The organism is Amycolatopsis rhizosphaerae, from assembly GCF_007713715.1.
Lineage (GTDB): Bacteria > Actinomycetota > Actinomycetes > Mycobacteriales > Pseudonocardiaceae > Amycolatopsis_E > Amycolatopsis_E rhizosphaerae.
On sequence record NZ_VJWX01000056.1, the window covers coordinates 1 to 23,053 of the forward strand.

27 protein-coding genes and 1 pseudogene are annotated in these 23,053 nt (G+C 68.6%); 13 read left to right on the top strand and 15 right to left on the bottom strand.

The genetic code is table 11. The features are described 5' to 3' along the window. Positions 1-147: 147 nt before the first annotated feature. Complete coding sequence (locus tag FNH05_RS08635) at positions 148-441, bottom strand: hypothetical protein (RefSeq protein WP_144586806.1); 294 nt, start codon at positions 439-441, stop codon at positions 148-150. Positions 442-685: 244 nt separating this feature from the next. Beyond that, a complete protein-coding gene (locus FNH05_RS08640) occupies positions 686-1,189 on the bottom strand; it encodes a hypothetical protein (protein WP_144586807.1) in 504 nt (167 codons plus the stop codon). 107 nt (positions 1,190-1,296) lie between these two features. Here FNH05_RS08640 and FNH05_RS40145 point away from each other — a divergent pair. From FNH05_RS40145 to FNH05_RS08655, 3 genes and pseudogenes are all read left to right on the top strand, one after another. Then, positions 1,297-1,482, top strand: a pseudogene (locus tag FNH05_RS40145) (tyrosine-type recombinase/integrase); the annotation flags it as partial. Positions 1,483-1,650: 168 nt separating this feature from the next. Beyond that, positions 1,651-2,220 carry a DUF3885 domain-containing protein gene (locus FNH05_RS08650; protein ID WP_222426554.1) on the top strand — a complete coding sequence of 190 codons (570 nt, stop codon included), beginning with the start codon at positions 1,651-1,653 and terminating at the stop codon, positions 2,218-2,220. A gap of 129 nt (positions 2,221-2,349) precedes the next feature. Continuing rightward, on the top strand, positions 2,350-3,012 hold the full coding sequence (locus FNH05_RS08655) for an HD domain-containing protein (protein WP_246127611.1): 663 nt from the start codon (positions 2,350-2,352) through the stop codon (positions 3,010-3,012). A 30-nt stretch (positions 3,013-3,042) separates the two neighbouring features. Here the strand turns inward: FNH05_RS08655 and FNH05_RS08660 are convergent, their stop codons facing one another. From FNH05_RS08660 to FNH05_RS08670, 3 genes are read right to left on the bottom strand one after another with little or no spacing between them, the layout of a single operon-like run. Beyond that, positions 3,043-4,590: an MFS transporter gene (locus FNH05_RS08660; protein ID WP_222426552.1), complete on the bottom strand. Its 1,548-nt coding sequence runs from the start codon at positions 4,588-4,590 to the stop codon at positions 3,043-3,045. Between the two features lie 5 nt (positions 4,591-4,595). Then, complete coding sequence (locus FNH05_RS08665) at positions 4,596-4,946, bottom strand: VOC family protein (RefSeq protein ID WP_144586808.1); 351 nt, start codon at positions 4,944-4,946, stop codon at positions 4,596-4,598. After that, a complete protein-coding gene (locus FNH05_RS08670; protein ID WP_144586809.1) occupies positions 4,943-5,122 on the bottom strand; it encodes a CopG family transcriptional regulator in 180 nt (59 codons plus the stop codon). The genes FNH05_RS08665 and FNH05_RS08670 overlap by 4 nt, the downstream gene beginning before the upstream one ends. 51 nt (positions 5,123-5,173) lie before the next feature. On the opposite strand from FNH05_RS08670, the gene FNH05_RS08675 reads away from it, so the two are divergent. Then, the gene (locus tag FNH05_RS08675; RefSeq protein WP_144586810.1) at positions 5,174-5,668 is read left to right on the top strand and encodes a cupin domain-containing protein; all 495 of its coding nucleotides are present in this window, start codon (positions 5,174-5,176) and stop codon (positions 5,666-5,668) included. 25 nt (positions 5,669-5,693) lie between these two features. Here FNH05_RS08675 and FNH05_RS08680 read toward each other — a convergent pair whose 3' ends face one another. Continuing rightward, positions 5,694-6,941: an alpha/beta hydrolase gene (locus FNH05_RS08680; protein WP_246127612.1), complete on the bottom strand. Its 1,248-nt coding sequence runs from the start codon at positions 6,939-6,941 to the stop codon at positions 5,694-5,696. A gap of 164 nt (positions 6,942-7,105) precedes the next feature. Between FNH05_RS08680 and FNH05_RS08685 the strand changes: the two genes are divergently transcribed. Together FNH05_RS08685 and FNH05_RS08690 are read left to right on the top strand one after the other, a co-directional pair. Beyond that, positions 7,106-7,402: a PASTA domain-containing protein gene (locus FNH05_RS08685; RefSeq protein ID WP_246127613.1), complete on the top strand. Its 297-nt coding sequence runs from the start codon at positions 7,106-7,108 to the stop codon at positions 7,400-7,402. Further along, entirely contained in the window at positions 7,399-8,145 is a 747-nt protein-coding gene (locus FNH05_RS08690; protein ID WP_186382450.1) for an aminoglycoside phosphotransferase family protein, read from the top strand. The genes FNH05_RS08685 and FNH05_RS08690 overlap by 4 nt, the downstream gene beginning before the upstream one ends. On the opposite strand, the gene FNH05_RS37910 is transcribed toward FNH05_RS08690, so the two are convergent. Next, positions 8,138-8,281: a hypothetical protein gene (locus FNH05_RS37910; RefSeq protein ID WP_186382451.1), complete on the bottom strand. Its 144-nt coding sequence runs from the start codon at positions 8,279-8,281 to the stop codon at positions 8,138-8,140. The two genes, FNH05_RS08690 and FNH05_RS37910, sit on opposite strands and share 8 nt — an antisense overlap. A gap of 37 nt (positions 8,282-8,318) precedes the next feature. After that, positions 8,319-8,681 (bottom strand): MerR family transcriptional regulator, encoded by a 363-nt coding sequence (locus tag FNH05_RS08695; RefSeq protein ID WP_144586812.1) that lies wholly within the window; start codon positions 8,679-8,681, stop codon positions 8,319-8,321. 94 nt (positions 8,682-8,775) lie between these two features. On the opposite strand from FNH05_RS08695, the gene FNH05_RS08700 reads away from it, so the two are divergent. Continuing rightward, on the top strand, positions 8,776-9,228 hold the full coding sequence (locus FNH05_RS08700) for a hypothetical protein (protein ID WP_144586813.1): 453 nt from the start codon (positions 8,776-8,778) through the stop codon (positions 9,226-9,228). Here FNH05_RS08700 and FNH05_RS08705 read toward each other — a convergent pair. The 3 genes from FNH05_RS08705 to FNH05_RS08715 form a co-directional block, all read right to left on the bottom strand. Beyond that, positions 9,208-10,833 (bottom strand): APC family permease, encoded by a 1,626-nt coding sequence (locus FNH05_RS08705; RefSeq protein ID WP_246127614.1) that lies wholly within the window; start codon positions 10,831-10,833, stop codon positions 9,208-9,210. The genes FNH05_RS08700 and FNH05_RS08705 overlap by 21 nt on opposite strands. 226 nt (positions 10,834-11,059) lie before the next feature. Further along, the gene (locus FNH05_RS08710; protein ID WP_144586814.1) at positions 11,060-11,689 is read right to left on the bottom strand and encodes a TMEM175 family protein; all 630 of its coding nucleotides are present in this window, start codon (positions 11,687-11,689) and stop codon (positions 11,060-11,062) included. A gap of 133 nt (positions 11,690-11,822) precedes the next feature. Then, complete coding sequence (locus FNH05_RS08715; RefSeq protein ID WP_246127615.1) at positions 11,823-13,028, bottom strand: coiled-coil domain-containing protein; 1,206 nt, start codon at positions 13,026-13,028, stop codon at positions 11,823-11,825. A gap of 290 nt (positions 13,029-13,318) precedes the next feature. Here FNH05_RS08715 and FNH05_RS08720 point away from each other — a divergent pair, with 290 nt between their 5' ends. Both FNH05_RS08720 and FNH05_RS08725 read left to right on the top strand, forming a co-directional pair. Beyond that, positions 13,319-14,494, top strand: a complete 1,176-nt coding sequence (locus FNH05_RS08720) for a DUF445 family protein (RefSeq protein ID WP_186382452.1) — start codon at positions 13,319-13,321, stop codon at positions 14,492-14,494. A 33-nt stretch (positions 14,495-14,527) separates the two neighbouring features. Continuing rightward, positions 14,528-15,748: a DUF445 domain-containing protein gene (locus FNH05_RS08725; RefSeq protein ID WP_144586816.1), complete on the top strand. Its 1,221-nt coding sequence runs from the start codon at positions 14,528-14,530 to the stop codon at positions 15,746-15,748. A gap of 40 nt (positions 15,749-15,788) precedes the next feature. On the opposite strand, the gene FNH05_RS08730 is transcribed toward FNH05_RS08725, so the two are convergent. The 3 genes from FNH05_RS08730 to FNH05_RS08740 are packed head-to-tail and all read right to left on the bottom strand — an operon-like array spanning position 15,789 to position 18,363. Continuing rightward, a complete protein-coding gene (locus FNH05_RS08730) occupies positions 15,789-16,667 on the bottom strand; it encodes a metal ABC transporter permease (RefSeq protein ID WP_144586817.1) in 879 nt (292 codons plus the stop codon). Continuing rightward, on the bottom strand, positions 16,667-17,461 hold the full coding sequence (locus FNH05_RS08735) for a metal ABC transporter ATP-binding protein (protein WP_246127616.1): 795 nt from the start codon (positions 17,459-17,461) through the stop codon (positions 16,667-16,669). The genes FNH05_RS08730 and FNH05_RS08735 overlap by 1 nt, the downstream gene beginning before the upstream one ends. Further along, on the bottom strand, positions 17,458-18,363 hold the full coding sequence (locus tag FNH05_RS08740; RefSeq protein ID WP_425458428.1) for a metal ABC transporter solute-binding protein, Zn/Mn family: 906 nt from the start codon (positions 18,361-18,363) through the stop codon (positions 17,458-17,460). The genes FNH05_RS08735 and FNH05_RS08740 overlap by 4 nt, the downstream gene beginning before the upstream one ends. 195 nt (positions 18,364-18,558) lie before the next feature. Between FNH05_RS08740 and FNH05_RS08745 the strand changes: the two genes are divergently transcribed. Together FNH05_RS08745 and FNH05_RS08750 are read left to right on the top strand one after the other, a co-directional pair. Continuing rightward, positions 18,559-19,659: a LacI family DNA-binding transcriptional regulator gene (locus tag FNH05_RS08745; protein WP_144586818.1), complete on the top strand. Its 1,101-nt coding sequence runs from the start codon at positions 18,559-18,561 to the stop codon at positions 19,657-19,659. Positions 19,660-19,737: 78 nt separating this feature from the next. Beyond that, positions 19,738-20,229 (top strand): beta-class carbonic anhydrase, encoded by a 492-nt coding sequence (locus tag FNH05_RS08750; RefSeq protein ID WP_144586819.1) that lies wholly within the window; start codon positions 19,738-19,740, stop codon positions 20,227-20,229. Positions 20,230-20,314: 85 nt separating this feature from the next. On the opposite strand, the gene FNH05_RS08755 is transcribed toward FNH05_RS08750, so the two are convergent. After that, positions 20,315-21,511 carry an MFS transporter gene (locus FNH05_RS08755; protein ID WP_222426553.1) on the bottom strand — a complete coding sequence of 399 codons (1,197 nt, stop codon included), beginning with the start codon at positions 21,509-21,511 and terminating at the stop codon, positions 20,315-20,317. Between the two features lie 89 nt (positions 21,512-21,600). Here FNH05_RS08755 and FNH05_RS08760 point away from each other — a divergent pair, with 89 nt between their 5' ends. Together FNH05_RS08760 and FNH05_RS08765 are read left to right on the top strand one after the other, a co-directional pair. Beyond that, positions 21,601-22,194, top strand: a complete 594-nt coding sequence (locus FNH05_RS08760) for a TetR/AcrR family transcriptional regulator (RefSeq protein ID WP_144586820.1) — start codon at positions 21,601-21,603, stop codon at positions 22,192-22,194. A gap of 70 nt (positions 22,195-22,264) precedes the next feature. Next, on the top strand, positions 22,265-23,053 hold a 789-nt coding region (locus tag FNH05_RS08765; RefSeq protein ID WP_186382453.1), incomplete at its 3' end, for an A/G-specific adenine glycosylase.

The window sequence follows — 23,053 nt, forward strand, 5'->3', positions numbered from 1 at the left end:
ATCAAGGGTGAGCGCAACTCATCGCGTTAGCGACGGCACAGCCGCTCATGATGCGGTCGGTCCGGCGTAAGACGATCAAGCGGGAAGGGAATCCCGAGCCAAGACGCTGCAGCTCGGAACGCGTCGGGAAGTGGGCTCAATGGGGCATCAGCCGCTTATGACCCAGCCGAGTTCGGCGGCGAAGTCCACTACACAGGTTGGACACACCCAGTAGTAGTCGGCGCCGTTGGCATGGGCGTTCGTCGTCGTATACCCCTCGGTCAAAGTGGCGCGCCCCTGCGACGGGCGTGTCGACTTCTCAAATTTGATGAAGCAGAAGACGCAGTGATCGTGCTCCCAGTGAGGGCGTGACGGCTCGTACGGCCTTCGTGTGAGCGCCGTTCCTGGTGGGAGGAACCGCTCCTGGGCCATGCGCCGCCAGTCGTCGGCTGCTGCATTCACCGCTCGATGCTACGGGCTCGCCAGTCTCACGTAACGCTCGTTTGGATCACGCACTCGACGGCACGGGTCGCGGCCGCCAGGCGGAGCGGAGCGGCAGGCCGAGCGGCCGACGCGGCGCGCTTGCGCGCCGCCTTGATCCCGTAGAGCCAAAGCTGGTCGTCTCTCGTTGATTGTCGAGGATCAAGCATGGGAGACGACAGTAGTAGGATTCGGCCACAGCCTCGGTGCTGAGGTGAAAGCTCGTTCAATCCCTGCGCAAGAGCGCATATAGCCGAGGGGCCCTCTCCATAGCTGCCAGGAACTTCCGCTGATCGTCGAGCCAGAACGTGACCTGGAACCCTTGACCATGAACGGTCGCCGGTGAATCTGCAGCCAGCAGGAGCTTTTCTCGAAGAACGACGGTCCGAATCACTCGGACGGGGATGCAAAGGCGTTGAGCACCAAGGAAGGTTGCCCACCGACCAGGAATCCAAGTCAGCGCCTCCTCTTCGAGGATGAGATATCCGCCCAGTAGGTCCCGGGTGATGAACAGCAACGGCCCGCGCACACGCCGGGACCCGTGCATTAATACAGCGGCGTGTTTCCGCGCGTTACGAACATCAATCTGAGCCGAGACAGCATAGGTGTCATCCCTCGCTTCCCGGGTGAGACGCCGTCGTCCGTAGTGGCGACCGGCGAGCGCCACGAGGCAGATGAAAAGCGTGAGGCCGGCGGCTTGCCAGGTCGAGGCGCTCGCAGCCAAGGTCATGACCGAAACCGTATATGAGTTACCAGTTCGACCCCATTGATTGGCGTTGATGCCGGTGGCTTAGATCGTCTACGGCAAGCCCTGCTTCGGTCCGCCGAAGCGAGGGAAGATCCGACGGCTTCCACGCGCTGCGGCACTTCTACGCCTCGACTCTGCTCGATGCCGGGGAGACGATCACGGCGCTCGCCGAGTACCTCGGGCATGCCGATCCCGGCTTCACGCTGCGCACGTACACACACCTCATGCCTTCGAGCAAGGACCGGACCCGGCGGGCCGTCGACAAGGTCTTCAGTCTGCGACCTGTCTCCCCGGAACGGCCTGATGGCGGCTGTCAGGTCGCGGCCTCGTCGGCCACAGCACTGGGGATCGTGCCCGCACCCGACCTCAGCAGTCGAACGCACCGAGGTTGGGCGGGCAGAAAAGCACAACCGAAAGTACTGGCAGCCGGATACTGTCGTGCGGTGAGCGAGAAGGATCTACTCGAACTCTGGGAAGAGTCTTGGCCCGGGTGCGCCCCGATCGCCCATACCCTTCGACATGCCTTCCCGGAACAGTGGGTGCGGTTCCACAGCCTGCCGGGCTCCAAGCGATACCCGGAAACGGAAGACCAGTACGCCACTGTGCTCTCCCGGTACAACACGGTGCTGGAAGAACTGTTCGCCGGTCAGGACGTGTACGTGATCAGCCCGGACTGGAACGAACACCCGGTTCCAGACCCGCGTCCGATCGATCACGAGCGCTGGCATCCTGGGGCCAGGTTCTGGACCTCGGTCCGCGCTGACCCGGGCTCCGAGGTGTACACGCACCTCTACGTCAGCCGGGTCCGCTGGAAGACCGGTTGCGTGGACGTGCTGCTTCGTGCGGTCGCCGACGATCGGATGGCCGGTGTCGTGATCACCGATGAGCTGGTGCGGCGGGTCCACCATCCCTACGACGGCGGTGCCGACGTGCTGCTGGCCGACCGTGACGAGCGCGACCGGATGCGCGAACGCCATCGGGACTGGCTGTCCGCCCACCCCTTGGGGCTGTAGCGGGCAATCCGGGCGGCCGAACGCTCATCTTCGAAGCAGAAGCTGACGAGACCGCCGTGGTGCGGGGCTGCACCTGTTGTGGTCGTAAATCCGTGGGCGGTTCCGCCGCACGGATGCGACAGTGAGGTCGTGGACTCTGACACTGTGCGCCTACTGGCCGACACGAACCCGTTGCCGGAAACGATCGACGCGAGGTTGCGGCAACAGCTCTCCTTCCTGATCGAGGTCGACCGGCTCAAAACGGTCCTGCGGCAGTCGCCGCTCGCGGCCGTGAACCGGCGGGAGAACGACGCGGAGCATTCCTGGCATCTGGCGTTGATGGTCGTGATCCTGGCCGAGCACGCGGACGAGGAGATCGACGTCGGCCGCACGATCGAGTTGGTCCTGGTGCACGACCTGGTTGAGATCTATGCCGGGGACACTCCGCTCTACGACGTGGAAATGGGCGTCGATCAAGCCGAACGTGAAGTGGTCGCCGCCGAGGCGTTGTTCGGGTTGTTGCCGGCGGACCAGGCGACGCGGTTGCGGGCACTGTGGGACGAGTTCGAGGCGAGGCGGACTCCGGAAGCCCGCTTCGCCAAGGCCATGGACCGTCTTGAGCCGCTGCTGTTGAACTGGATGGCCCGTGGCGGGACGTGGCGGACGCCGGGGGTGACCGCGGACGACGTCCGGGCGCGCAAGGCGGTGATCGGGGACGCCTCGGCTTCGTTGTGGGCGGCCGGCCGTGAGCTGATCGATGAGGGCGAACGTCGGGGCTGGTCGCGGCCCGGTCGCGACGTCGCGACCGGGTGAGGTCCGCCGAGCGATAGCGGGGAAGGTCGATCAGGAAGCTGTCGGGGTGGGTGCGGGCTTCGCGCGCGGATCGGCGGTTTCGTCTCGGGGGCGAGCAAGCAGGTACACAACGCCTGCCGTCACGAAGGCCAGGACGCCGGCGACCAGGAACGCGGAGTCGAGGCCGTCGAGCGCCGCAAGGTGAAGCTCCGACACCGGCACTGTGGGCGCTATCGAGTGCGCCTGGCCCGAGACCAGGGCACGGGCCAACCCGTCCGGGCCGGTCACCCCGTCAGTTGCGAGCCGGTCCGCTGCGCGCGCCGTGACGAGGCTGCCCAAAACGGCGATTCCGATGGCGAAGCCGAGCTGCCGGACCGTGCTCAGCGACCCCGCGGCCATCCCGCCGAAGCGGGGTTCGACCGCGCCCATGGCGGCGGCGGTCAGGGTGGGCAGCACGAGGCCGGCGCCGAGCCCGGTCAGCACGGTCCCCGGCATGAGCTGCGGCCAGCTCGCCGAGCCGGTGAGCAACCCGGCGTCCAGCAGCGAACCGGCGCCGACCAGCAGCATCCCCACCGCGATCACCGGCCCCGGCCGGCGTTGCAGGCGGGGGCCGACCAACACGGATACCACGAACGACGCGGCGGCCAGTGGAAGTCCGGTTAGCCCGGCCTCGATCGGTGTGAGACCGACGACGGTCTGCAGCCAGATCGTCGAGTACGTCAGCGCGGCGAACGCGCACAGCGTCGAGACCGCTGACGCGATCATGGCCGCGGTGAACACGCGATGCCGGAACAGGGCGAGGTCGAACATCGCCGTCCCGGTGCGCGCCCGGCGGGTTTCGATCACGAGGAACGCGGCCAAGCCGACGACGGCAACACCGACGTACGTCCAGGTCGTGACTGTCGCGGCACCGTGCTCACCGAAGTGGATCAACGCATACGTGAGTGCGGCCGCGAACGTGGTGAACGTCAGCATGCCGGGCACGTCGACCGATCGGCGGGCACGCGAGGAGTCGGCCGCCACGAAGCGCAGGGTCAGCGTGATCGCGACGACGCTGAGCGGGACGTTGACGATGAAGATCCAGCGCCACGACGCGGTCTGCACCAGTAGCCCGCCGAGCACGGGCCCGACGGCGGTCGCGGCGCTGGACACCGCGGCCCACAGTCCGAACGCGACACCCCGCTCGGCACCCCGGTAGGTGCTGTTGAGCAGTGCGGTTGTGCAGGCCAGCATCGCGGCGGCGCCCGCGCCCTGCACGCCACGGGCCACGTCCAGCACGGCGACCGTGGGCGCCAGTCCGCAGCCCAGCGATGCCGTGGCGAACACGACCAGCCCAGCGAGGTAGGTCCGGCGGTGACCGGTGATGTCGGCCAGCGCGCCGACACCGAGCAGGAGCGCCGCCAGCGCCAGCGCATAGGCGTCGATCACCCACTGCAACGCCGACATGGACGCGTCCAGCCCGTTGGTGAGTTGTGGCAGGGCCACGTTCACGATGCTCACGTCGATCAGCAGCATGGCCGAGCCGATGCAGATCGCCACCAGCGGCAGCCACCGCCGCAGTGCCGTGGACGGGTCCGCGCGGCTGTCGGGTTCCGTCACGGGGATCACCCCTCGGCCGGCTCGGCCGGGGCCTGCACCGTCCAGGTGCGGCCGTCAGGATCGCGCACGGTCATCTCGACGGCGCCGTGGTGGGTGCGTTCGAACGGGGTGACGACCTCGACCACCGGGTCGAGGTCGTCCGACGTCTTGGACGCGCGCAGCACCACCTGCATGCCGACCGGAGCGTCCTCGGGTACTTCCGCGATGAACAGGTACGGTCCCGATCCGTTGCGCAGGAGCCCCGAGTTGTGGTCGGTCTCGAAGTCGAGCGTGTAGCCCAACGCCTGAAAGAACCTGGCGGACTTTCCCCAGTTGTGCGTCTCCAGGTACACGGCCTCGATGCCCTCGGTCGTCATCGCTTCCCCTTCTCGTCTTCGTGCGACCGCTTCGCGGCCGCGTCCAGATAGCTGCGCAGTGCGGCGGCGGTGATCGCCGACAGCGACTGCTCGGTGTCGACCGCGTGGTGTTTGACCTCTTGGACGAGCTCGGTCGGCAGATAGACGTTGAACTGTTTGACACCACTGGCAGCCATGCGAGCATGCTAGCATTCTAGTCAACTAGCCGCACCAAGAAGGGGGTTGCGATGACCTATCTGCCCGTCGTCGTTCGTGCCGACGATGCCGAATACCTTCCCGCGATCGCCCACCACCTGCTCGCGGACAGCAGCGCCACCGGCGGAGCGTTGAGCAGCCACCGCGTGACGCTGCCCCGCGGCGCGAACGGAGCCCGGCCGCACCGGCACGACCGTGGCAGCGAACTGTTCTTCGTGCTCGACGGCGCCCTCGACGTGCTCGTCGACCGAACCGTGCTCAGCGCCGCCGCCGGCGATCTCGTCGTCGTCCCACCCGGTAGTGCCCACGCGTTCGCCGCCGCCGCGGACCGGAACGCCGACGTGTTGATCGTCATCACCCCCGGCGTAGAGCGGTTCGAGTACCTGCGGACCGTGGAGGCCATCCGCACCGGTCACGCCGCCCCGGACGCGTTGGACGCACACCAGGAGCGCTACGACACGTTCTTCCTCGACAGCGAGATCTGGGCCGCGCACTTGCGTGCGAACAGCAGCACCCGGCGAGAGTGAGCCACGCGCCCTCCCAGGCGCGGGTTCAGCCCTGCTCGTGCAGTTGGCTGAACCAGCGCACGGTGGCCGCGGTACCGGCAACGGCGGAGCCGAGATGCCGTGAACCGTCGTAGTCGGGCGTGCCGAGGTTGACGATCGGAACCTCGAGGCCCCGGGCAGCCAGGGCTGCGTGACAGCTGTCGGTGTTGGTGGTCAAGACTTGTTCGTCGTCGATGGCCTCGTACAGCCGCATGGGGACGCGGGGCGTCCAGTCGGTGCAGACGCTGTCGGCGACGCGCAGCGCGGCGAGGAATGGGCCAGTGGGGTGCTGCAGCAGGTCGACACCCCGAGCGGTGAGGAGTTGCCCGACGGTGTCCGGCAACGCGGCCAGCATGTCCTCCCCCGGGGTGTTGCCGTCGAACAGGGCTTCGACTCGGCCGGCGTAGGGGTCTTGGAACAGCTCGCCCGGAGTGGCGTAGAGATGGTGCAGCCGGTTCCAGGCGACCAGCAGGTAGGTGGTGTAGGCCACGGCCATCTTCCCGGGAATCCGACCGTCGAACGCGGCCGGGAGTGCGCGGTGCTGGAAGTCGTACGCGCCGCTGATGGGGGCGAGCGCGGCGACCCGGAACCGGTGGTCGGCGCCGGACTGGATGGCCCTGGCCAGGCCGAGTGCGGCGGATGCGCCCTGGGAGAAGCCGGTGATCATGACCTGGGGGGCGAGCCTCCGGCCGGTGCTCGGCACGAAGGCGCGAGCGGCCCGCAACATGTCCAGCGAGGCGGTGGTTTCCGAGGGCACATCCATCCAGGGGTGGGTACCGGGGCCCACGCCGAGACCGAGGTAGTCCGGTTCCACGGCCGCGAAACCGGCCGCGGCGTAGGTGATGGCAGGCGAGGACACGAAACCGTCGGGCTGCATCATGGACGGCGCGTCCAGGCGGTAGCTTTCGGTGCCGTGCTCGAAAGACACCGTCCACAATGTACGAGCGCGGCTGCGGGGCAGTACGAGTAGGCCGCTGGCCGTGGTCGGTCGGCCGGTGGCGTCGATCGTGCTGTACACGAGTTGGTAGGCGTCGACACCGTAGGTGACCGCGTCCGAGTTGAAGTGGGCTTGGTCGAGCGCGGTTTTCGTTTGGGGCACGGAAAGACCGCTGAGGTATCGCGCCGACACCAAGTGGCCGCGCTCGCCATCGGTGGTGGCAGAGGCCGGGGCTTGCGTGGCCACCAGCGCGCCGAGGGCGACCGCGCCCGCGGTGACGCCGGCGATCACCCGCCGGGAAAGGGTGAAGATCTTCATGCGGTGGACACTACGAAGGAAGAACCTGGCGGACAGGCCGGAACACCCGATTCTTCCCGGTAGGGCTGCCCCTACCTCTCCACGACGGACGCGCGGACGAAGCAGTCGAGGCACGGCCGAAAGCCTCCGCCGCCGGACAGTCGGGATCACGCTATCGTCGGAGAATGGCCAAGGACAACGTGTCACGAAAGCTGAACTACGGGGGCTCTCGGCAGCCCGTGCCGAAATTGGTCGGGTTGACGGCCGAATCGGCGCTGGCAGCCTCGGCACGTGCGGGTGTTCCGGTAGTGGCTGCCGGGCCTGGTGATGATCCTCGACCGCTCCTGGCCGAGCACGGAACGGTCGTGCGCCAGCATCCGGAGGCGGGGCACCCGCTCGGTCTTAGCAACTGGGTGATGGTGTGGACCGAGCAGAACGGCGCGAGCGAACAGGAGGCACCCCGCGTGGAAGGCTCCGAGTGATCGACCCGGGGCTGGTACTGGACGGCCCCACCCGGCAGCGGCTGGCCGCGCGGTTCGGGGACGGGACCGGCGCCTGGTGCGACGCTCTTCCCGGCCTCGTGGGCCTGTTGAGCGCGCGGTGGGGGTTCACCGTCGAAGCCGCCCTGCCCGGCGGCAACAGTTCGCGAACCCTTCGCTGCCGGACCGCCGACGGCCGTTCCGCCGTGCTGAAGCTGGTACCCGAGCCCGAACTGGCCGCCGCCGAGATCGCCGTGCTGAGGATCTGGTCTTCCGCGCCGGGCGTGGTGAAGCTGCTCGACGCCGACCTCGAGCACGGCGCGTTGCTGCTGGAGGGGTTGAGCCCCGGCACCCCCTTGATGGACTCCCGGCGGCAGATCACCTTGCCCGAACTCGCCACCCTGATGCCGCAACTGCACCTCCGTCTGGCGCGAAACGACTTCCCCTCACTGGCCGAACGCATGGACTTCCTGTTTCAGCTCGCCGAGAAGCGGCGAACCGGTTCGCGGGCCGCGCGGTTCGTCACGGCGGAGCACGTCCGCCGGTCCAGGCAGGCCGCGCTGGAACTCGCCGAGGATGGCGAGAAGGTGTTGCTGCACGGCGATCTCCACGCGGGCAACGTGCTCGACGCCGGGCCGGAGCGCGGTCTGGTGGTCATCGACCCGCGTCCGTGCCTCGGTGACCCCGCCTCCGACCTCATCGACTGGGTGCTCTGCCCCACCGGCCCGGCCGGGCGGATTAAGTGACCACAATGGACGCTCGCGCGAGGATGATTGCGGCGGAATTGCCCGCGGTGGAGGCCGACAGGCTCAGCGCGTGGTGCCGGGCCACCGCGGTGATCATGGCCATCACACGGCTGCGGTACGTGCCGACAGATTCCACAGTAGACGCTCTACTGGCCCTCGCCCCCTGATCCGGCTCACGCCTTCACGGCTGCCCGCAGTGGACATCCCGTGTCGACGCGCGATTCGAGCTCGGTCCGCAGAGCGGCGAGTTCTCCCATTCGCGCGTCGATGACCTCGATCTTGTCCCGTAACAGGGCTGACAAGGCCTCCGCGGAGTCGGGTGCGTCGCGCAACTGCTCACCGTGCCGCGCGATCTCGGACAGTGAGAACCCGAGCACCTGTGCGGTGCGGATGTAGCGGAGCCACTCCAGTGTCTCCGGCGGAAAATCCCGGTAGCCATTGCCCAACCGCCGCCCTTGCAGCAGCCCGATCTTCTCGTAGAAGCGGACCGCGTCCTTGCTGACACCGGCCTGTGCGGCCAGTTCCCCGATTCGCATGGCATCCCGCTCCCGCTGGACTTGACCTTGGAGTGCACTCCACTGTTTACCGTCGGCTGGTCACTTTCGCCAGCACCAAAAGGAGAGCTTCACCGTGCTCGGTCTCGCCAGTCCCGGATACCGCCGCATCGTCCGCGCGAGCGCCTGGTACGACCTCGTCGTCACCGTGGGATTCGTGACGCCGTGGACGTACCTCCTGCTGCACGACGCCCTGTCCGCACTGGGCCGCATGCTCGGCCTTGGCGCCCTTCCGGCAACTGATCCGATGCAAACCCTGTACGCCAACCTGATGGGCTCGATCGTGGTGGTGTGGTCCGCCCTGCGCATCGCACGGCCGCTCGCCGTTTACGGGCTGCTCGACGGCACCGCGCGCGCACTGTTCGCCATGTGGCAGGCCTACGCGGCTTCCCACGACACCACACGGCTCCTGTGGCTGTTCTTCGCCGTCGAGGCGCTGTTCAGCTTCCTCCAGCTCGCGCCCTGGCTCTCACGCGGAATCGGGAGGACCACACCACCTGCGGTTCAGCTAGACCGCCAGCTCGGCTGACTCGCGCTCCACGGCGGCCTTCACGCGCTCCTCCGGCATCGCGAGGGCGACCGCCCAGTAGAAGATCACCAGGCTGAACACGACCACCACCAGCAGATCCACCCACTCCGGCAGCCAGTTCAGATTCCCGCCGTCCCCGTAGCGGCCCAGGAAACCGATCAGGGTGTCCCCCAGCAGCCATGGCGCGATCCACGCCGCCGAGCGCAGGGCCAGCGGCGGACGTTCTCCCTCGGGCGTGGTCAGCCGGGCGATCAGGAAAAGCACGAAACCCGCCACGATCGCGATCATGATCTTCCAGGTGATCGCGAACCCGGTCCAGTAGATGACCAGGTTGGCGGCCGCGAAGCCCGCCGGGGCCAGCACCTTCGGCGCCGGCAGGCGGTACGGGCGCGGACGCCCCGGGTCACGCTTGCGCAGTGCCGCCAGGGAAACGGGCGCGAACGCGTACATGATGGCGGTCGCCGAGGTCACCACCTCGACCAGTGACTTCCAGTTCGGGAACGGCAGGAACGCGATCTCCCCCACCACGAACGAGAGCAGGATCGACCACAGTGGAACGCCGCGCACCGTGAGCTTCCCCAGTCCGCGCGGAAGCATGTTTTCCCGCCCCAGCGCGTAGGACAACCGGGACGACGTCCCCACGTACACCAGGCCGGTCCCGGCGGGCGAAACGAACGCATCCGCGTAAAGGACATAGGAAAGCCAACCGGCGCCGGCGAGTGCGGCCAGAGTGGCGTAGGGGCCGAAGGCGCCCTTTTCGATGGGGTTGCTCCACCCCTTCAGCAGCGCGGCGGGATCCAGCGAGCCGATGAACGCGACCTCCAGCAGCAGGTAGATCACGGTGCCGATGATCATCGCGGTGATCACCGCCCGCGAAACGTCCCGCTGCGGGTTGCGGGCCTCGCCACCCATCTGCACCGCCTGCTCGAAGCCCTGCAACGCGAACACCACTCCGAGCGGCAACGCGGCGAAGATGCCGTGCGCACCGGCGGGAGCGAACCCGCCACCGGCGGTGAAGTTACCCGAGTGGAACCGCAATGACAGCAGCACGGCCACGGTGACCAACGGAACCAGCGCCTTCCAGATCACCGTCACCGAATTGCTCTCGGAAAGCAGTTTCACGCCGACGATGTTGACCACGGTGAACAGCGCCATCAGCAGGCTCGCCCACGCGAACCCGCTCACCGTCAGCGTGCCGTCCGCGTGCAACAGGTTCAGGTGCTCGCGCACCCAGGCGATGTTGTCCAGATAGGCCAGACTCGCCTCGACCTCGATCGGCGCGATCGCCACAGCCTGCAACCAGGCCACCCAGCCGCCGGTGAAACCCGCCAGCACCCCGAACGCGAGCGCCGGGAACCGGGCGGTGCCCCCGGCCACCGGATAGGCCGCACCCAGTTCCGCGTGGATCAGCGCCAGCGCCGCCAGTATCACCGCGGCCAGCACCCACGAGACCAGCGAGGCCGGGCCGGCCACCTTCGCCGCGGTCAGGGCGCCCAGCAGCCAGCCCGACCCGATGATCGAACCGAGCGAAACGAACATCAACCCGTAGAAGCCGACGGACCTGTGCAGCTTCGGTTTCGCCGAGTCCACACCCGTCGATTGCATGTGATTCACCATCAAACGCTCCGATCCCCGATTTCGGGCGTAACTTTTGTCCGTTTTGGACCGCTCTGTTACAGAATCAGTGCGGCCAGCACGGGAATTCATGGCGAAGTTTACGGAAACCCGGGGCCGAGCGGGGATTACGGGAAGGTTTCGCACGCCGGAACGAGACGATCAGGCAAAAGGCGCCATGGCGTCTTGTCGTCTTATCGGCCCGGCCGCGGACGGATCATCCCTGTGTTTTCGGCACACGTAACTGGTTGAACGCGTAGTAGAGGGCGAGCAGACCGTGCACGGCCAGCGTCAGCGGCGCCGAGACGAAGGCGAGCCCGACCGTCACCGGATACGCGAGGGATCCGAGTGCGAAACGGGATCTGGTGCGCTTGACCAGTTCGTGGTCGTAGTGCTCGTGCAGGAGACGACCGGTGCGGGTCGCATGCCACCAGAACGCCTGGAACGCCAAGGCCTGCGCCACCATGAAACCGCTGTAGACCACGGCGGCCACATGCGAGGCTTCGCCGCCTTCGTTCAGGTATTCGGCCATCAGCGCGGTGGGCCAGGGCAGCGCGGCCAGTACCAGCAACAGGATCAGGTTGAGGAACATCAGCAGCCGGTCGACCCGGGCGATGAAGGAGAACAACGTGTGGTGGTTGGCCCACATGATGCCGATGACCAGGAAACTCACCACGTAGGCGGCGTACGACGGCCACTGCGCGCCCAGTGCGGCCCACAGCGACTGGCCGTCATGCACGGTGGGCACCTTGAGTTCCAGTACGAGCAGCGTGATGGCGATGGCGAACACGCCGTCGCTGAACGCTTCGGTGCGGCCGGTTTCGCTCGTGCGGTCGGTCTCGGTCACTCGGAGAACCTAGCGGCCACACGCGCGGCGAGGCACGCGATCGCCCCAAATGCCAGTGTCCCCCTCCGGAGAGCGGAGGAGGACACTGGCGGAACGGCGAAATCAGTGTGCTGCAGGCCGGATCGGCCGACGATCAGGCCGGGACCTTGCTGTCGTCGTCGGCCGGGATCAGCCGCTTCAACGCTTCCTGGAGCACCTCGTTGGTGGCCGTGAGCCGCGCGGTGACCTCCGCCTTGTACTCGGCCGCCTGGGTACGGTTCGTCTCCGCCTCGGTGAGCTGACGCTCGGCGTCGGCGACCAGGACGGCGGCGCGCTCTTCGGCTTCGGAGGTCTGCCTGGCCAGCCGCTCCTCGGTGGTGACGACCTTGTTCGCCAGCTCTTCCTCGGTGGTACGGACCTTGTTGGCCAGTTCCTCCTCGGTGCGGGCGACCTTGTTCGCCAGCTCTTCCTCCGTGGTGCGAACCTTGGTGGCCAGCGCTTCCTCGGTGTTGGTGACCTTGTTCGCCAACTGCTCCTCGGTCGTGCTGACCTTGTTCGCGAGCGCTTCCTCGGTGGTGCGCACCTTGGTGAGCAGTTCGTCCTCGGTGGTGGCGACCTTGTTCGCCAGCGCCTCCTCGGTCGTGGCGACCTTGCTCGCCAGCTCCTCCTCGGTCGTCCGCACCTTGTGGTCGAGCGCTTCCTCGGCGGCGGCGATCTTCTTCGCCAGCTCGGCCTCGGCTTCGCGCTCGTCCTCGGCGCGGCGCTCGTTCGACTCGGCGTCGAGGCGGTCCCGCTCGGCCTGCGCGGCGGCGTTGAGGCGCTCGATCTCCGCCCTGGCGCTGTTCATCAGGTCTTCGTGCTCGGCGCGGAGCTTCTCGGTCAGCCCCTGGTACTCGGCCTCCAGGGCCTCGCGGCGCTGCGCGATCTCGGCCTCGCGGTCGGCGACCCACAGGTCGGTGGCCTTGCGCGTGTCGAGGTCGTACTTGTCAGCCCCGGCGCGGATCTCCGCGGCCTGCCGTTCGGCCTGCTCCCGCAGCTCGGCGATTTCTTCCTCGGCGAGCGCCATCATGCTGCGCACGCGTTCGGTCATCGTGGTGGCGCTCGACGGGTCGCTGGCCATCCGCGAAAGGGCGGCCTTCGTCTCCGTCAGCTCCTGCTGCGCGTAGCTGAGCGCCTTGGTCAGCTCGGAGACGGAGGAGACGGCGTCGTCCCGGGCCTGGGAGAGTTCCTTCATCTCCGCGGCGAGCTGGTTGAGGCGCTCATCGACCGGAGCCCGGTCGTAGCCACGGAAAACGAGGGGGAAGCTGGCGCTACCGGCCTGGGGATCGGTGGGTTGAGTGGGAGATTGGGCAGGAGGCATGCGGCGACCTTAGTGCGTCCGGACGCCGGTTTCCATACCGCCATCCAGACTCTTTACGCTTGGTGGACGGCTGATTGTAATCGACCGGCCTCCGCAACGGATCAGCGGGCGATCATCGGGTCAACTCCGCGCGAACAGCCGGTGAAGCTTCCCCACCGCACCTTCCGCGACGGCACTTCGGAACCGGCCCGCGGCTGGGATAACGTCCTCCCCGGGAGTCGCGGAGGTGGAGGGTGAACTGGCAGCGGGTCGTCGCCGACCTGGGCACGCATTGGCCGGTCTACGCCAGCATGCCCCTCGTCGCGGCGCTGATCGGCTACGTGACCAAGCGCGTCGCCATCGAGATGATGTTCCGGCCGATCGAATTCGTCGGGATCCGGCCATTCCTGGGTTGGCAGGGGGTACTGCCCGCCAACGCCGAGCGGATGGCGACCACCGCGACCGAGATGCTGATCAACAATTTGGTGGAACCACGGGAGATCTTCTCCCGACTCGATCCGGCGCAGGTGGCCAAGGAGATCGAGGAACCGATGCTGCGGGTCGTCGAGGACGTCACTCGTGAAGTCTTCGAGCAGTACCGGCCGGGGTTGTGGGAGGGAATGCCCGCGCGTGCCCGCGAACTGCTACTCAAGCGCGTGCGGGCCGATGCGCCCAAGCTCATCACCAAGATCATGCGCGAGATCGCGTACGACATCGACAGCGTGCTCGACCTCAAGCACATGGTGGTCACCAACCTGGTGCGCGACAAGGCGCTGCTGAACCGGCTGATCCGCAACATCTCGCGGCCCGAAATGCGCTTCATCGCCCGCTCCGGGCTGGTGTTCGGGTTCACGCTCGGGCTCGTGCAACTCGCCGTGTGGGCCCTGACCAAATCGCCGGTCGTGCTGCCCCTGTTCGGCCTCGGCATCGGCTGGCTGACCGACTGGCTGGCCCTCAAGATGATCTTCCTGCCCCGTGAGCCCCGCCGGTTCTTCGGCCTCTACACCTGGCAGGGCGTGTTCCAGAAGCGTCGCGACCAGGTGGCCGCCGACTACGGCGAGATGATCGCGAACGAGATCATCACCGTGCCGAACCTGCTCGAAGCGGTGCTGCGGGGCCCGAAGTCCGACCGGTTGTTCCAGCTGATCACCCGCGAAGTGCGGCGCACCATCGACGAACAGGCCGGTCTGGTCAAACCGCTTGTGGTGTTCGCGGTCGGTTCGCGCCGGTTCCAGGAGATGAAGCAGGTCGCGGCCGCGAAGGCGGTGGAACGGGTCCACGACACCGTCCGGCACGCCGAAGACTACGCGGTCAACGCGCTCGACGTGCGCAACACGATCGTCGACCGGATGCGGCAGCTCACGCCGATCGAGTTCGAGGGGCTGCTGCGCCCCGCTTTCCGCCAGGACGAATGGAAGCTCATCGCGGTCGGCGCCGTGATCGGCGGACTGGTGGGGGAACTTCAGGTATTGCTGATGCTGCATTAACCTTCCGGGAGGACTGCGGGGAAGGAGACCGGGGTGGGGAGCGTCCTGGCCGACTTCGCCGAGCACTGGCCGCTGTACGCCGCGATCCCGTTCGTCGCTGCCCTGATCGGTTATCTCACCAAGCGGGTCGCGATCGAGATGATGTTCCGGCCGCTGGAGTTCCTCGGCATCCCGCGTACCTTCCTCGGCTGGCAGGGCGTGGTGCCCAGGCACGGCGGCCGGATGGCGGCGATCGCCACCGACCTGCTCACCTCGAATCTGCTCGACCTGCGGGAGATCTTCGCCAGGATCGACCCGGCCCGGCTGACCCGCGAGATCGAGCAACCGCTGCTGCGGGCGATCGACGACATCGCGCGGGATGTGCTCGCCGAGTACCAGCCCCGGATCTGGGAGTCGCTGCCGCCGATGGCGCAGGCGCTGGTGATCAAACAGGTGCAGGCCGCGGCGCCCCGGCTCGTGCGCGAACTGATGTCCGAACTGCGGGAGAACGTCGACGAGGTGCTCGACGTCAAGCACATGATCGTGCAGGACCTCACGCGCGACAAGGCGCTGCTGGTCCGGCTGATCCGCGAGACGACCCGCCCGGAGATGGCCTTCATCGCGCGCTGCGGCATCTACTTCGGCTTCGGCCTCGGCGTGGTCCAGGCCGTGGTGTGGGCGCTGACGAAGAATCCGTGGGTGCTGCCCGCCTTCGGCGGCTGTATCGGGTTGCTGACCGACTGGCTCGCCATCAAGCTGATCTTCGTACCGCGGGAACCCGTGCGGCTGCTGCCGTTTCTGACCCTGCACGGCAAGTTCCAGCGGCGGCGGGCCGAAGTGGCCCGGCAGTACGGCGAGCTGATCGCGCACGAGGTGCTCACCCTGCCGAACCTGCTCGACGCGGTGCTGCGCGGGCCCCGCTCGGACCGGTTGGTGGCCATGGTGCGGCGCATCGTGTCGGCGGCGGTGGACGAGCAGTCGGGCCGCCTGGTGAGTGCGACCATCGGCGCGGCACGGCTTCGCGAGATGAAGGAGCGGGCGGCGACGAGGGCGCTGGAGGCCCTGCCGGACACGGTGCGGCACGCCGAGGGCTACCTCACCGCGGCGATGGACGTGGCCAACATGGTCGAGCAGCGCATGCTCGCCCTCACCCCGCAGGAGTACGAGGGCCTGCTGCGTCCGGCCTTCCGCCAGGAGGAGTGGAAGCTCATCGCGGTCGGCGGGGTGATCGGTTTCGTGGTGGGCGAACTCCAGGTCCTGCTCATGCTGCACTAGAAGCCGCGCGAGGGCCCGCCGGGTGCCGTGAGGGGTCCCCTCACGGCACCGGTGCCGTGGCCGCGGGCTCGGCGGCGGTCACCTTCCCCGCGCGGTCCCGCAGGTAGGCGATCAGCCGGCAGACCAGGTAGATGGTGAACGAGATCGCGGTGACGAACGCGCTCACCGGCGCGCCGGGAGCCAGCGACAGGATGATCCCGCCCAGTGCGGCGGTCTCGGCGAACACCACGGTGAGCAGCGTGGCCAGCCACGGGCTGGCGGTGATCCTCGTGGCCGCGGCGGCCGGCGTGACCATCAGCGCGACCACCAGCAGCGCCCCGACGATCTGGACGCCGAGCGCGGTGGCCACCCCCACCAGCACCGCGAACACCACGGACAGGGTCCGGGCAGGCACGCCGCGGGCGGCGGCGACGTGCGGGTCCACGCTGGCGAACAGCAGCGGGCGGTAGATCAGCGCCAGTACCAGCAGCACGGCCACCGCGGCGCAGACCAGCACCAGCACGTTGGTCGGTTCGATGGAGACGATCTGACCGACCAGGATGCCGAACTTGTTGGCCGCGCGGCCGGGGTAGAACCACAGCAGCAGCACGCCGAGGCCCAGCCCGAAGGACAGGATCGCGCCGATCACCGAATCGCGCTCGGACTCGCGCCCGCCGAGCAGACCGAGCAGCAGTGCGGCGAGCACCGCCCCGGCCAGCGCGCCGTACTCGATGCCCACGCCGAGCAGCAGGGCCCCGGCCGCGCCGGTGAAGGCGAGTTCGGCGGTGCCGTGCACGGCGAAGGACATCCGGCGGGTCACGATGAGCGGGCCGAGCATGCCCGCGAGGAGCCCGAGCACCCCGGCCGCGAGCAGTGCGGTCAGCACGAAGGGCTGGGCGAGCAGCTGGGCGGTGAGCCCGAAGTCGAACATCCTGTCCATCACGACACCCGCTCGTCGATGTGGTGGGGCTCGTCCTCGCACAACGCGCTCTGCGCGCCGGCGACGTGGATCTGGCCGCCGACCCGGATGACTTCCACCCTGCTCCGGTAGAGCTCGGACAGCGTCTGGGAGGTCATCACCTCGTCCGGGGTGCCGATCCGGAACCGGCCGTCCACCAGGTACACGATCCGGTCCACAAAGGACAGGATCGGGTTGATCTCGTGGGTCACGAACAGCACCGCGGTGCCCGCCTCGCGTCGGCGCCGGTCGATGAGCTCACTGACCGCGCGCTGGTGTCCGAGGTCGAGGGAAAGCAGCGGCTCGTCGCACAAGAGCACATCGGGCGCTCCGACGAGGGCCTGTGCCACGCGCAGCCGCTGCTGCTCCCCGCCGGAAAGCCTGCCGACCGGCGACTTCGCGTACCGCTCGGCGCCGACCGAGGAGATCGCCTCGGCCACCCGCCTGCGCCGCTCCGCCATCCCCCGCAGGCCGACACCCCACCGGTGCCCGTCCAGGCCGAGGCCGACCAGGTCGATCCCGCGCAGGGTCAGCGCCTCCTGCATGGCGCGCTGCTGCGGGATGTAGCCGACCGGGCGGTCGCTGTTGATCCGCCAGCTGCCCGAGGACAGTTTCTGCAGGCCCAGCAGGACCTTGAGCAGACTCGTCTTGCCGGAACCGTTGGGACCGAGGATCGCGACGAACTCCCCGGGCTCGACAGTCAGGTCGAGCCCGGACCAGAGGGTGCGCGAACCGAACGCGAGGCTCGCCCGAGAGATTTCGACAGCCGGTTTCAAGAGTTCAGCGCTCCCGCCAATGCCGTGACCTGGCCGGTCATCCACGCAATGTAGTCCGTGGTCCCGGCGGGCAGCGTCTCGGTCACGTCGACCACGGACAGGCCCGCCTTCTTCGCGTTGTCCACCAGTGCCTTGGTCACCGGGCTCGCCGTCTGCGCGTTGTTCACCACGGCCTTGACCTGTTTGCCGGAGACGAGCGCGTTCACCTCGGCGTAGGCCGCCGGTGGGACGTCGCTTTCCTGCTCGACGGCCCTGGAAAACTCGGGGGGCGTCACATCGGTGACCTTCGCGGCCTCGAGGAGGTAGTGCGCGATGGGTTCGGTGGCGATGACCTTGGTGCCCGGATGGGCGGCCCCTACCTGGCCGACGGTGTTCGCGAGCCGGCCGACCTTGGCCTTGAACGCCTCCGCGTTGGCGGTGAAGGTCGCGGCCGCGGCCGGACGCAACTTGCCGAGCTGGTCGGCCACCTGGTCGGCGACCTTCTCCACGCCCGGCAGGTCGTACCAGACGTGTTCGTTCTCGTCGCCGGTGGCGGCGATGTCGTAGGCGACGAGCTTGCGCGCTCCGGAAGCCATGTCGGCGAGCTTGGTGAAGAAGTCGTCGTACCCGCCACCGTTGCTCAGGGTGAGCTGCGCCTTCTGTGCGGCGATGGCGTCCTGGGGGGTGGTCTCGTAGGAGTGCGGGTCGGCGGCCGGGTCGTGGATGATCGAGGTCACCTGCACCTGATCCCCGCCGACGGCGGCGAGCACGCTGCCCCACACGTCCGTGGAGGCCACGGCGCCGATCTTGCCGCCGGTGTCACCCCCGGTGTTACCACCGCCACATGCGGCGAGCGCGAAGGAGACGGTGGCGGCGGTGGCCGTCACCGCGAACAGGCGGGGGAAGCGACGAAATCTGGGCACGTTTTCTCCCGATCGTGGCAGGTAGAAGCACTGTCCGTAGTTATTGGAAACGGTTTTCGAGTTCAGCTTACGCCATCGGGTGATGATCTTGCCGGGACGGGTTAAGCGGCACTGAACATCCGGTTGCGCGCGTGAAGACGCTCCCCGGCGATCTGCCGACTTCTGGATTCCGTTCTGAACCGTTACGGTTCCCCTATGGGGCGTCCTATCCGCATGAGGCGGCAGGCGACGTTGGCGTCGCTCGCCGCGGAACTCGGTGTGTCCAGGACCACCGTGTCCAACGCCTACAACCGGCCCGATCAGCTCTCACCCGAACTCCGGCGGCGCGTGCTGGAGACGGCACGCCGGCTCGGCTACCCGGGACCGGACCCGGTGGCCCGCTCGCTCCGCACCCGCAAGGCGGGCGCGGTCGGGCTGCTGCTCACCGAGAACCTTTCCTACGCGTTCCGCGACCCCGCCGCCATCGGCGTGCTCGAAGGGCTCGCCCTCGCCTGCGAGGACGCCGGGGTCGGGCTCCACCTCGTCCCCGCGAGCCCCGGCCGCGACGACGTCGCCGCGGTCCACCGCGCCGGGGTGGACGGCTTCGTCGTGTACTCGGTCCCCGACGACGATCCGCACCTGGCCGCCGTGCTGGCCCGCCCGGTGCCGACCGTGATCATCGACCAGCCGCAGGTCGAAGGGGTGGACCGGGTCGGCCCGGACGACGCCGCCGCGATCACCGAACTCGCCGAGCACCTGGTGGGTCTCGGCCATCGCCAGGTCGGCGTGCTGTGCATGCGGCTGGGGCGCGACCGCAGCGACGATTTCGTCTCGCTGGAGCGTCAGCGCAGCGCACACTTCCACGTCCAGCGGACCCGCCTCGACGCGCTCGCGAAGGCCTTCGACAAGGCCGGGGTGGACTGGGCGAGCGTGCCCGTGGTCGAACGGTTCGACCACACGGTGGACGACGGCGCCTCCGCCGCCCGCCAGCTGCTCACCGCATACCCGCAGGTCACCGCCCTGATCTGCACCTCGGACATCCTCGCGCTCGGCGCGCTCGCCGAGGCGGACCGGCGCGGCCTCCGCGTACCGGCGGACCTGACCATCACCGGTTTCGACGGCATCGCCGACGCCGAGCGCGTCGGGCTGACCACGGTGCGCCAGCCGGTGCTGGAGAAGGGGCGCGCGGCGGGCAAGTTGCTGCTCGCCTCCGCCGATCACACGCAACCCCGCATCATCACCCTGGAGACGGAACTGCGGATCGGCACCACCTCCGCTCCACCCCGCACCATGGAAGAGCACTGGTTCGGACCGTGACGTTCGCCCCTGGGGATTGCCCCGCCGCGTAACAGCGGGTCAAATAGGGTGACCTAACAGAAACGCCGGAGGGGCCGCATGACCGCGATCGACGTGCTGTTGAAGCGCTACCAAGAGGGTGAAGACACGCTGCCGGGCGACCGGTCGTCTCCCAATCCCTCATTGCACGTGACAATCCTGACCTGTATGGACGCCCGGATCCGGGTGTTCGAGATCTTCGGCCTCATCCAGGGCGAGGCGCACATCCTGCGCAACGCCGGCGGGGTCGTCACTGAGGACACGATCCGCTCGCTCGCACTGTCCCAGCGCAAGCTCGGCACGCGCGAGGTGCTGATCGTCCAGCACACCAACTGCGGCCTGTCGCTGGTGACCGAGGACGACTTCAAGGACGAACTCGAAGAGGCGACCGGACTGCGGCCCACCTGGGCGGTCGAGGCCTTCCGTGAGGTCGAGGACAGCGTGCGGACCTCTGTCCAGCGGGTGAAACGCAGCGCCTTCCTCGAACACACCGAGAACGTCCGCGGCTTCGTGTACGACGTCAAAACCGGCGCCCTCACCGAGGTCGAGTAGCGCGGATCCCGGTCGAAGGCTGCCGTGAAGGGGCCCTTCACAGTCGTATCGACCGTGAAGGGCCCCTTCACAGGACTCGGGCTGGTCAACGCCGCGGCCGGGAAAGCCGCGCCGCGAACTGAACGAGGAGCCCGGCGACCAGGTACAGCGCGGCGAGCACGGCCAGCGATCCGGCGTAGCCGCCCGGCAGGGCTGTGGCGTACGGGCCCAGGCTGGCGCCGAGGAAGAGAACGAAGCCGTTGAGGGCCATCCCGACGCCCCGCGCGGGCTGAGTGGCCTCGCCCCACAAGGTGATCATCGTCGGCACGAGGATCCCCACTCCGCCAACGAAAACGACGCTGGCGGCCGCCGAACCGACGACGCTTGCCGAGAGCGCGGCACCGGCGGCAAGGCCGGCAGACGCGATCAGGAAGCCGAGGATGGCCGACCGGGCGATGCCGAAGCGGGCGGCGAGCGGCCCCGCGGCCAGCGAGCAGAACATGGCGGGGAGGCCGGCCGCGCGGACGAGGGTGATCTGGGTCGTGCTGAGACCCTGACCGGCCAGATGCGGCCCGAGCAGGGTGTACAGGCCGACGAAGCCGCCCAGCACCATCAGGTGCCCCAGCGCGAGGAGCAGGGAGTTCGGCCGGAGAGCGAAGCGGATCAGACCGGCGTACCGGCCGAGGAGCGGCTGGCGCGGTCGATCGAGGTCGGGCTCGTCGACGACGCTGATCACCGCGGCGGTCAGGGCGGCGAGGACGATCGAGCCGAGGAAGAAGACCCACCGCCAGCCCGCGATCGCCGCGACGGCCGTGGCCGCGATCTGGCCGATGATCCCGGCGGTCAGGAAGGCGACCGACATCGCGCCGAACGCGGCGGCACGGCGCCGGGGCGGCAGCGATTCACCGAGGTAGGCAAGGGCTGTCGGAGCGAAGGTAGCCGCGGCAGCCCCCTGCACCGCTCGCAGCAGGCCCAACACCGACATCGACGGTGCGAAACCCACGCCCAGTGTCGCCACCGTCAGCGCTACCAGGCCGAGGACGAGCACGCGACGCCGGCCGACGTGATCGGACAGCGGCCCGTAGACCAGGAAGCCGAGCGCGTAGCACAGCGAGTAACCCGCCGCCAGCGCCCCGGTGACCCCGCCGGAGCCGAGTTCGGCGGCGACGGGTCCCTGTAGCGGGATCGAGACGTACAGCTGGATCAACACCGCCAGCGCGGCGGTGACCAGCACGGGCACCGCCGCCCGCCTCGGGCCCTGGCGACGGAGGGGACTGGGTGCGATGACCGATGGGGCCGGCATGTGATTCCTCTTTCCAACGCGATCGTTGGAATCGAGCGTAGTCACACCTGCGAACAATTGCAACGCATCCGTTGGATATGCTCGACGCCATGGCGTGGAACACCGAGGAGACCAAGCGAAAGCTCAAGGAGGCCGCCGTCGCCGAGTTCGCCGGCTTCGGCCTCGGCGGCACGACGATGGAGCGCATCGCGCGCCGCGCCGGTGTCAACAAGGAGCGTCTGTACAACTACTTCGGTGACAAGACCCGGCTCTTCGCCACGGTCCTCGCGGACGAACTCAACAAGGTCGCCGCGGCTGTCCCGCTGGACCACCTCGACGGCCCCGAGGCCGTCGCCGAATACGCCGGAGCGGTCTACGACTACCACGCCGCACACCCCGAACTGACCCGTCTGCTGCTGTGGGAGGGCCTCGCCGACCTGCCGGAAGTGCCCGACGAGGCGACCCGCACCCACTACTACCAAACCAAGGTCGACGCGTTCGCCACCGCGCAGCGGGCCGGACTGATCAGCGACGAGCTTCCCGCGGCGGACCTGGCCTTCCTCACGCTGGCACTGGCCGGCTGGTGGTACGCGGTCCCCCAGATGGCGCGCATGATGCACGCGGACAAACCGGCGGACGCGGAAACCCCGAAGGACGCCCTGATGCGGGCGGCAGCGCGACTCGCGTCCCCCTCGCCGCGATGACGCCGACCGCTGAAATCTCGCGCGATACCCGGCTTACTACCCTGTCCGGGTGGCTATCGACGCCGAGATCATGATCGACTGGTTCGGCCGGGCCCGCCGGGACCTGCCGTGGCGCCGCGCCGACTGCACCGGCTGGGGCGTACTGGTCAGCGAGATCATGCTGCAGCAGACCCCGGTCGCGCGGGTGGAACCGATCTGGCGTGAGTGGCTCGACCGGTGGCCGGTGCCCTCCGCGCTCGCCGCGAGCAGCCAGGGCGAGGTGCTGCGGGCCTGGGGCAAGCTCGGCTACCCGCGCCGGGCCCTGCGCCTGCACGCGGCGGCCACGGTGATCGCCACCGAGCACGGCGACGTCGTGCCCGCCGACGTGGACACACTGCTGACCCTGCCGGGGATCGGCGCCTACACCGCGCGGGCCGTCGCGGCCTTCGCCTACGCGAAACGGGCCCCGGTCGTGGACACCAACGTGCGCCGGGTCGTCGCGCGGGCAGTGCACGGGGAAGCCGAGGCGGGGCCGCCCTCGACCACCCGCGATCTCGCCGACGTCGAGGCGATGCTCCCGGCCGCCGAGGCCGAGGCCGCCCGCTTCTCCGCGGCGCTGATGGAACTGGGCGCGCTCGTGTGCACCGCCCGAGCACCCCGCTGTGCCGACTGCCCGGTCTACGACCGCTGCGCCTGGCAGCGGGCGGGCCGTCCCGCCTACACCGGGCCGGTCAAGGCGACCCAGCGCTACGCCGGGACCGACCGGCAGATCCGCGGGCTGCTCCTGGACGTGTTGCGGGGCACGCCCGAGCCGGTGTGGAAGGACAGCCTCGACGTGGTGTGGCCGGAGGACCCGGGCCGCCGTGACCGCTGCCTCGGC

Excerpts from the sequence above, each read along its gene's own strand:
- FNH05_RS08640 (WP_144586807.1), bottom strand. The coding sequence starts at position 1,189 with ATGACCTTGGCTGCGAGCGCCTCGACCTGGCAAGCCGCCGGCCTCACG.
- FNH05_RS08665 (WP_144586808.1), bottom strand. The coding sequence starts at position 4,946 with ATGACGACCGAGGGCATCGAGGCCGTGTACCTGGAGACGCACAACTGG.
- FNH05_RS08670 (WP_144586809.1), bottom strand. The coding sequence starts at position 5,122 with ATGGCTGCCAGTGGTGTCAAACAGTTCAACGTCTATCTGCCGACCGAG.
- FNH05_RS08675 (WP_144586810.1), top strand. The coding sequence starts at position 5,174 with ATGACCTATCTGCCCGTCGTCGTTCGTGCCGACGATGCCGAATACCTT.
- FNH05_RS08680 (WP_246127612.1), bottom strand. The coding sequence starts at position 6,941 with ATGAAGATCTTCACCCTTTCCCGGCGGGTGATCGCCGGCGTCACCGCG.
- FNH05_RS08685 (WP_246127613.1), top strand. The coding sequence starts at position 7,106 with ATGGCCAAGGACAACGTGTCACGAAAGCTGAACTACGGGGGCTCTCGG.
- FNH05_RS08695 (WP_144586812.1), bottom strand. The coding sequence starts at position 8,681 with ATGCGAATCGGGGAACTGGCCGCACAGGCCGGTGTCAGCAAGGACGCG.
- FNH05_RS08705 (WP_246127614.1), bottom strand. The coding sequence starts at position 10,833 with ATGCAATCGACGGGTGTGGACTCGGCGAAACCGAAGCTGCACAGGTCC.
- FNH05_RS08715 (WP_246127615.1), bottom strand. The coding sequence starts at position 13,028 with ATGCCTCCTGCCCAATCTCCCACTCAACCCACCGATCCCCAGGCCGGT.
- FNH05_RS08720 (WP_186382452.1), top strand. The coding sequence starts at position 13,319 with ATGCCCCTCGTCGCGGCGCTGATCGGCTACGTGACCAAGCGCGTCGCC.
- FNH05_RS08730 (WP_144586817.1), bottom strand. The coding sequence starts at position 16,667 with ATGGACAGGATGTTCGACTTCGGGCTCACCGCCCAGCTGCTCGCCCAG.
- FNH05_RS08745 (WP_144586818.1), top strand. The coding sequence starts at position 18,559 with ATGGGGCGTCCTATCCGCATGAGGCGGCAGGCGACGTTGGCGTCGCTC.
- FNH05_RS08750 (WP_144586819.1), top strand. The coding sequence starts at position 19,738 with ATGACCGCGATCGACGTGCTGTTGAAGCGCTACCAAGAGGGTGAAGAC.
- FNH05_RS08755 (WP_222426553.1), bottom strand. The coding sequence starts at position 21,511 with ATGCCGGCCCCATCGGTCATCGCACCCAGTCCCCTCCGTCGCCAGGGC.
- FNH05_RS08760 (WP_144586820.1), top strand. The coding sequence starts at position 21,601 with ATGGCGTGGAACACCGAGGAGACCAAGCGAAAGCTCAAGGAGGCCGCC.